Source organism: Sphingomonas sp. 66-10 (assembly GCF_001897045.1).
Taxonomy (GTDB): Bacteria; Pseudomonadota; Alphaproteobacteria; order Sphingomonadales; family Sphingomonadaceae; genus Sphingomonas; species Sphingomonas lycopersici.
Genome location: NZ_MKRR01000170.1, coordinates 1 through 7479 on the forward strand (window position 1 = coordinate 1; position 7479 = coordinate 7479).

General features: G+C 66.7%; 7 protein-coding genes, 1 tRNA gene and 1 pseudogene. 3 read left to right on the forward strand and 6 right to left on the reverse strand.

The genetic code is table 11. The annotated features are described in order from the left end of the window. Both BGN95_RS26875 and BGN95_RS26880 read left to right on the forward strand, forming a co-directional pair. A pseudogene (locus BGN95_RS26875) lies at window positions 1-475 on the forward strand (hypothetical protein); the annotation flags it as partial. A 1-nt stretch (window position 476) separates the two neighbouring features. Continuing rightward, the gene (locus tag BGN95_RS26880; RefSeq protein WP_286774612.1) at window positions 477-830 is read left to right on the forward strand and encodes a hypothetical protein; all 354 of its coding nucleotides are present in this window, start codon (window positions 477-479) and stop codon (window positions 828-830) included. 30 nt (window positions 831-860) lie between these two features. Here BGN95_RS26880 and BGN95_RS26885 read toward each other — a convergent pair. Beyond that, a tRNA-Ser gene (locus tag BGN95_RS26885) sits at window positions 861-951 on the reverse strand. A gap of 101 nt (window positions 952-1052) precedes the next feature. Between BGN95_RS26885 and BGN95_RS26890 the strand changes: the two genes are divergently transcribed. After that, window positions 1053-2012 carry a peptidylprolyl isomerase gene (locus BGN95_RS26890; RefSeq protein WP_286774613.1) on the forward strand — a complete coding sequence of 320 codons (960 nt, stop codon included), beginning with the start codon at window positions 1053-1055 and terminating at the stop codon, window positions 2010-2012. 103 nt (window positions 2013-2115) lie between these two features. On the opposite strand, the gene BGN95_RS26895 is transcribed toward BGN95_RS26890, so the two are convergent. The 5 genes from BGN95_RS26895 to BGN95_RS26915 form a co-directional block, all read right to left on the reverse strand. After that, complete coding sequence (locus tag BGN95_RS26895) at window positions 2116-2754, reverse strand: ABC-type transport auxiliary lipoprotein family protein (RefSeq protein ID WP_432423355.1); 639 nt, start codon at window positions 2752-2754, stop codon at window positions 2116-2118. Window positions 2755-2762: 8 nt separating this feature from the next. Then, complete coding sequence (locus BGN95_RS26900) at window positions 2763-3728, reverse strand: MlaD family protein (RefSeq protein WP_179513297.1); 966 nt, start codon at window positions 3726-3728, stop codon at window positions 2763-2765. After that, the gene (locus BGN95_RS26905) at window positions 3728-4549 is read right to left on the reverse strand and encodes an ABC transporter ATP-binding protein (protein ID WP_265270087.1); all 822 of its coding nucleotides are present in this window, start codon (window positions 4547-4549) and stop codon (window positions 3728-3730) included. Before BGN95_RS26905 ends, BGN95_RS26900 begins: the two co-directional genes overlap by 1 nt. Beyond that, complete coding sequence (locus BGN95_RS26910; RefSeq protein ID WP_265314391.1) at window positions 4549-5652, reverse strand: ABC transporter permease; 1104 nt, start codon at window positions 5650-5652, stop codon at window positions 4549-4551. The genes BGN95_RS26905 and BGN95_RS26910 overlap by 1 nt, the downstream gene beginning before the upstream one ends. A 79-nt stretch (window positions 5653-5731) precedes the next feature. Next, the gene (locus BGN95_RS26915; RefSeq protein WP_286774614.1) at window positions 5732-6997 is read right to left on the reverse strand and encodes a DUF445 domain-containing protein; all 1266 of its coding nucleotides are present in this window, start codon (window positions 6995-6997) and stop codon (window positions 5732-5734) included. Window positions 6998-7479: the final 482 nt, after the last annotated feature.

Below are 7479 nucleotides of genomic sequence, written 5' to 3' on the forward strand. Positions count from 1 at the left end.
TATCTTACCCTCGCTAACCGCGCGGGCGTTATCGCCGATACCGATCAGCTCCGGAATGTGGGGAGGTTTTGGCGCTTACGACAGCGCTTATGTTGAAGCTCGAGCACGATTCGACGCCGGACGCTTGCTGCCGCGCCTATCGCGCGAAGAGGCGATCGGCAATTATATTGACCAAGCGGTGCGACATGAGCTGAGAAAAAATCTCGATCTTAGGGGAATAGATTATTCAAAAGGGCAGATAATAAGAATTATCGGCAGAGAATATGATAGATCACTCCCAGATCCGAAATATAAAATTCCTGATGCGCGAGTAGACAGAGCCGCTTTCGACGTTTCCCTTACGCGCAAAACTTTAGCAACTCCGCAAATTAGAGGCTTCTTCAACAGTGATTTCAAGCCGACCATCGTGATCATCGTTAGACCCAGTCAGCTCGGACAAGGTCATACCTATGCCATCTTACGCCCAGGAGAATAGTATGTATCGCTCAAGCCTTCATTCCGACAAGCCATATATTCCCAAGGGGATCGGGGAGATCATGGACCAATTGGGTTCGATGATGCTCTCCTCGCCGACCTTCAAGGACAGGACGGGCTATTTCCCGGAGCAGAATATCGACACCGAATTTTTTGCGCTCAACGAGGGATTGAAAACAATCCGCCAGAAGGTCGGCGAAGAAAATTATCAGGCACTTGTGGCACTATCCGATAAGATGCGCGCCTATTTCGAGGCCGACCCGGAGGATAAAACCGAGGGTAGCCTCAAGGGACGCGACTGCATCGTCGAGATGGAGGATATCCTCAAGGCCAGCGCGCGGCGCAAGCCGCGTTAACGACGGATCGCCAGTCCTTTGCGAAATAAGTGGCGGAGCGGGAGGGATTCGAACCCTCGATACGGTTTTGCCGTATACTCACTTTCCAGGCGAGCGCCTTCGACCACTCGGCCACCGCTCCGCATGCCTTGGGAGGCGACGCCCTAAAGCGGGGCGGCGCGCGACGCAAGCTTTCGCGCCGGGGAATTGCATCGCGCGCCCGCTAAAGGCAGCATCGCGCGCATGATCGCACCCGCCCTTGCCGCGCTTCTCGCCGCATCCGCCCCGGCATCCGCAGCCACTGCCGCTGCACCAACCGCCGCCGACGCCGCCGCGTCCCCCGCGCGCGCGCCGTCGGAAATCGTCGCCGCCGCGCCTGCCGGCGACTGGCGCGCGATTCCCGCGGGCGATCTGCTGGTGATGGACCTCGCCCCTACCGCCACCGGCAAGCCGCGCCGCGTGGTGATCCAGTTGATCCCCGCGCCCTTCTCGCAAAGCTGGGTGCGCAACATCCGCATGCTCGCCACCCAGCATTGGTGGGACGGCGCCGGCGTCAACCGCGTGCAGGACAATTATGTCGCGCAATGGGGCGGCAGCACCGCCAAGCGGCCGCTTCCCGCCAGCCTTACCCCCACCGAGCAGGCCGATTATACCACCCGCCTCACCCCCGCCGATCTCGGCCCGATCGTCGCGGCGCCGGGGCATGACGCTTACGCCCCCGAGACCTTCACCTGGCACGGCTGGCCGATCGCGGCCGAGCGCGGCGCGGGGGGCACGATCGCGTGGCCGGTGCATTGCTACGGGATGGTCGGGGTCGGGCGCGACATGCCGCCCGATGCGGGCGACGGCAGCGAGCTCTATGCGGTGATCGGCCATGCGCCGCGCCACCTCGATCGCAATATCGCGCTGGTCGGCCGGGTGATCGAGGGGATCGAGCTGCTGTCGTCACTGCCGCGCGGCACCGAAGCGCTCGGGGTCTATGCCACGCCGGCCGAGCATGTGCCGATCGTCTCGGTCCGGCTGGCGAGCGACCTGCCCGTCGCCGAGCGACCGCGCTTCGAATATCTCGCCACCGAAAGCACGAGCTTCGCGCGTTACGCCGATGCCCGCGCCAACCGCCGCGACGGCTTCTTCGTCCGCCCGGCGGGGGGCGCCGATATCTGCAATGTGCCGACACCGATCCGGCGGATCGCTGCGCGGTAAGTTACGAGGTTATCAGCTTCCCCGTTCGGGCTGAGCTTGTCGAAGGGCGAACGTAGATTGGGATTTTGCACCGCTGGCGCAGCGGCGACCTCCAGACCGTCGCCTATTTCCCCACCCAATCGGCCACCGCCGCCGCGACCTGATTGGCGCCGCGGTTGAGCGCGCGTCCGGCCGAGGCGGCATCGATCCGGGAGACCGGCACCTTCGCCTCGAAGCGCTGCTTTTCCACCTTGCTGCCCTCGGCGCGGACCAGCGCCGCATCGAAGGTGACGATCGCGCTCGACGAGGCCGCGTCGATACCGAAATTGCGCAATTCGCCGCTCAGCCGCGCGCCATTGTCGCCGAACGCCTGCCCCGCATCGAGCACGACACGCCCGCTCCGCGCGGTCATCGTATCGGCGAGCAGCCGGGCGAACAGCCGCTGCGGCGGCTCCACCCATTGCGCATCCTTGATATAGGCGATCGAGGTCGGCGTCGCCTGCACCGGCACCCGCGCGGTGGAGAGCGCCTGCGGCACCGACGGCGTCTGGATGAAGATCGTCTTGGCGGTCGCGGCATCCTGCGTCTGCCCCGGCGCGGCCTGTTCGGTCGAGGTCAGGTCGAGCAGCGAGGGCGGCGGCTTCGCGCCGAAGCTGATGCAGCCCGCCAGCGGCAGCGCCGCGAGGAAAATCATCGCCGGCTGGCGCATCTTCCTGCGGAGACCCGGCATCCACTTTTGCTGAAAATGCTTCGGTCGCATCATTGTCCGCCTCATTTGCCGGGCTTGTAGTCAGGGAGCCGCTGCTGGCCGATCACCGATCCGGCGCCGTTGCGATCGACCCGCTCCGCCACCGAGGTCAAGGCATCGGTCATCTGGCGCAGATCGTGGATCAGCCGCGCCAGCTCGGGCGCGGTCTGTTTGGACAGGCTCTGCAAGCCGGGGCGCGCATCGCCGATCGTCGCGTTGAGCGTATCGGCGCTTTGCTTGGCGGCGCTGATCGCCTGGTTGAGATTGGCCATCGCCGGTTTGACGTCCTCGGCGAGCAGCCCGTTGGTGGTCGCGGCGAGATCGCCGATCTTCGCCGCCGCGTCGCCCGCCTGCTGGACGGCGATGCGGGTCTGCGCCAGCGTCGCGGCGATTTCCGGCCCGCGATCGGCGAGCGCGCGGCTCAGCCGGTTGGTATTGTCGAGGATGCCCGCGATCGACGCCTGATTCTTGTCGGTGACCAGCCCGGTCAGCCGCTCGGTCAGCGTCGAGAGCCGCTCGAGCAATTGCGGCGCGGAATTGAGCAGCGCGCCGAGCCCGCCGGTCCGCGTCGGGATCACCGGCACGCCATAGGGGCATTGGTTGGCGGCATCGTTCGCCGGGCAGGTGATCGGCGGGGCGCCCTTCACCGCGCCGTCGAGGCTCACCGTGCTGGTGCCGGTGAAGCTGCCCTGGATCGTCGCGGTGGTGCCCTGGAGCACCGGGGTATCCTCGTTGACAGTGATCCGCACGCGGACGAATTGCGGATCGTTCTTCCACAATTGGATCAGCTTCACCTGGCCCGAGGGGACGCCCGAGAAGGTGACCGACGATCCCTTGGCGAGCCCGTCGACCGATTGCTTGAAGAAGATGTCATATTCCTTCTCGCTCGCGCCGCCGAGCCGCGCGATCCACACCGTGAACAGCGCGAGCACCGCGAGCAGGATCAGCACGACCGATCCCACGAGGACGTGGTTGGAGCGAGTTTCCATCAGTCAGTTCCCGTCCCTGGCTTTTTCCGCGCCCCATTGGCTTCCTGGGTCGCGACCGCCGCGCGGCCGCGCGGGCCATTGAAATATTCCTGGATCCACGGATGGTCCAACGCCAGGAGCTCGTCGATCGTGCCGACTGCGATCACCTTTTTGTCCGCCAGCACCGCCACCCGATCACAGATCGCATAGAGCGTATCGAGATCGTGGGTGATCAGAAACACCGTGAGCCCCATCGTCTGCTGCAGCGAATGGGTCAGTTCGTCGAACCCGGCGGCGCCGATCGGATCGAGCCCCGCGGTCGGCTCGTCGAGGAACAGCAGCTCTGGATCGAGCGCCAGCGCGCGCGCCAGCCCGGCGCGCTTCTTCATCCCCCCCGAAAGCTCGGCGGGATATTTCGGCCCCGCCTCCGCGGGCAGCCCGGTCATCACCACCTTGTAGGAGGCGATTTCGTCGAGCAGCGCCAGATCGAGTTCCGGATAGAATTCGCGGATCGGGACCTGGACGTTCTCGGCGACCGTCAGCGTGGAGAACAAGGCGCCGCCCTGGAACAGCACCCCCCAGCGCTTGCGGATCTCGACCGCCTCGGTCTCCTCGCGGCCGATGGTGGATTCGCCGAAGACGGTGATCTCGCCCTCGTCGGGGGGCTGGAGGCCGATGATCGCGCGCATCAGCACCGATTTGCCGGTGCCCGATCCGCCGACCACGCCGAGGATCTCACCGCGCCGCACGTCGAGATCGAGCCCGTCGTGGATCACCTGATCGCCGAAGCTGGTGCGCAGCCCGCGCACGCGGATGATGATATCGTCGTCCGCCGAGGGCATCAGTTCCACCCCATCGAGGTGAAGAATACCGCGAAAAAGGCGTCGAGCACGATCACCAGGAAGATCGCCTGCACCACCGCGGCGGTGGTGCGGTTGCCGACCTGCTCGGCATCGCCCTCGACCTGCATCCCCTGGAAACAGCCGGCGAGCGCGATGATCGCGCCGAACACCGGCGCCTTGACCAGCCCGACGTAAAGATCGGTGATCGGCACCACTTCGCGCAGCCGCGCGATATAGGTGACCGGCGGGATGCCGAGGTTGATCCAGCACAACAGCCCGCCGCCGATCATCGCCACGATCGAGGAATAGAAGCCGAGCAGCGGCATCAGCACGATCGCGGCGATCGTGCGCGGCAGCACCAGCGCCTCCATCGGCGAGACGCCGATCGTGCGCATCGCGTCGATTTCCTCGGTCAGCTTCATCGTGCCGAGCTGCGCGGCGAAAGCCGAGCCAGAGCGGCCGGCGACCATGATCGCGGTCATCAGCACGCCCAGCTCGCGCAGGGTGATCCGCCCGATCAGGTTGATCGTATAGACTTCGGCGCCGAACTGGCGGAGCTGCACCGCGCCCTGCTGCGCGATCACGATCCCGATCAGGAAACTCATCAGCCCGATGATGCCGAGCGCGGTGACCCCGACCACCTCGAACCGCTGCACCGTGGCGTTGAAGCGGAAGCGCCGCGGGTGGCGGATGACGTTGCCGAGCGCGATGACGATCGCGCCGAGGAAACCGAGCAGCCCGAGCAAGGTGGTGCCGGCGGTGATCGTCGCGGTGCCGATCTCGCCGAGCACGCGGGTGAACGGGCTGACATGGCGCGGCCGCATCGCGACGAGCTGATCGGACCGCTCGACATGTTCGAGCAACCGGACATGCTCGGGATCGAGCCCCTCGATCGTCGCATTATGCTCGTGCGCGAAGCGGTGGACCACCCAGGCGCCGACGGTATCGATCCGGTCGATCGCCGACAGATCGAGATGCCGCACCCCCTCGCCGTCGCCGCGCGCGCGCAGCCGCTGCGGCAGATCGCCGATCGTCGCCAGCGAAAGATCGCCGGTGAAGCGCAGGGTGTCACCGTCCTCGCTGAAATCCGCCGCTGCGCCCATCACCGGCTTTCTTGCGGGAAAGTGCCGACAACGGCAAGCGTTTGGAGGGCCGGGTGGGCGGCGCGGCGCGGGAATTTACTCATAGCGCGACATCCACCGCATGAATCGCCAGCCCGACCAGCCCGCCGACCAGCGTGCCGTTGATCCGGATGAATTGCAGATCCTTGCCCACCGCATTCTCCAGCCGGCGGGTGATCGTCTGTGCGTCCCACCCGCGCACCGTTTCGGATACCAGCCGGACGATCGAATCGCCGTAATCCGCCGCGGTCCCCACCGCCGCGCGGCGCACATAGCGGTTGAGCGTGCGCTGCAGGCGGACATCGCTTTGCAGCGTCTGCCCGAGCTGGTCGAGCGCCTCGCGCAGCTTGCCCGCGACGAGCGCCTCCGGATCGCGCGCGGCGCGCAGCATCGCGGCGCGCGCCTGCTCCCACAATCCGTTGATCCAATCCTGCATCGCGGGATTTTCGAGCAGTTCGAGCTTGAGCTGCTCGACGCGCGCGATCATCGCCGCGTCGTGCTGGAGGTCGTCGGCGAGCTTGATCAGCCCCTCCTCGGCCTTGCCGCGCAACGGGTGGTTGCGATCCTCGGCCATGTCGGCGAGCATCTTGTCGAGCCCGTCGATGATCTTGTTGGCGAGCGTCTCGTCGAGCCCGGTCCAGCGCAGGATCGACCCCGCGCGGTCATGGACCATCGCGCGGACGATCGGCTCGTTCGCCTGAAGGACGCGCCCGGCCCAGCGGACGATCCCGTCGAGCACCGGCAAATGGCGATCCTTGCTGATCGCCGCGGCGAGCGCACGGCCGAGGACCGGCGACAGATCGAGCACGCGCACCTGCCGGACCATCGCGCCGCGCACCATCCCGCCGAGCCGTTCCTGATCGAGCGCCTGGAGCACCTCCACCGCGAGCCGCGACAGGCCGCGCGACAGGCGTGAGCCGCCCGCGGTCGGGTTGCTCAGCCAGCGCCCCGCGGCGCTGGCGAGATCGATCCGCCGCATCCGCCGCGCGACGACGTGCGGGATCAGGAAATTGTCGCGCAGGAACAGCGCGAGCTGGTCGCCGATGCGATCCTTGTTGCGCGGGATGATCGCGGTATGCGGGATCGGCAGCCCGAGCGGGTGGCGGAACAGGGCGGTCACCGCGAACCAGTCGGCCAGCCCGCCGACCATCGCCGCTTCGGCAAAGGCACGGACGAAGCCCCAGCCGGGATGGAGCGGCTCGACGGCGCGGGCGACGAGGAAGGTCGCCGCCATCACCACCAGCATCGCCGTCGCGACCACCCGCATCCGCACCAGTCCGGCGGGAATGCGTTCGTGAGGCGGCCGCCGGCGGACGATCGGGATCATACCCGAAACAATCCCCAAGTCGTGGCTTTGTTCAAGCCGTTCGTTCGCGGGCGATAGAGAGAGGCGAGCATCCCGGCCGTCAACCCGGCCTTCCGGCGCCGCGGCACCGCGGGCCTAGAGCATCGTGCGCGAATTCCGATCCACCCCGGCCCTCGGGGTCCCCTTCTTGTGTCCCCGCGAAGACGGGGACCTAGTCTGGGCTCCCGCCTTGGCAGGAACACAAGGGGCGGCTCGATCTGGATCCCGATCAAACGCACGAGGCTCTTGCTGCCCGGTGGCCCCCGGCACAAGGCCGGGGTGACGGGCCCGCTCGCCTCACTCCGCCGGCTGCGGATCGTCGTCGTGGAAGCCGATCCGGCCCTGCGGGGCGGGGAGCGGGCCGCCGCCGGGAACGTGATCGATCGCGGGTCGATCGCCGTCGCCCGGACGATAGGTCAGCAGGCGCCGGCCGATCCACGGCCCCACCCGCCGCTCGATCCCGA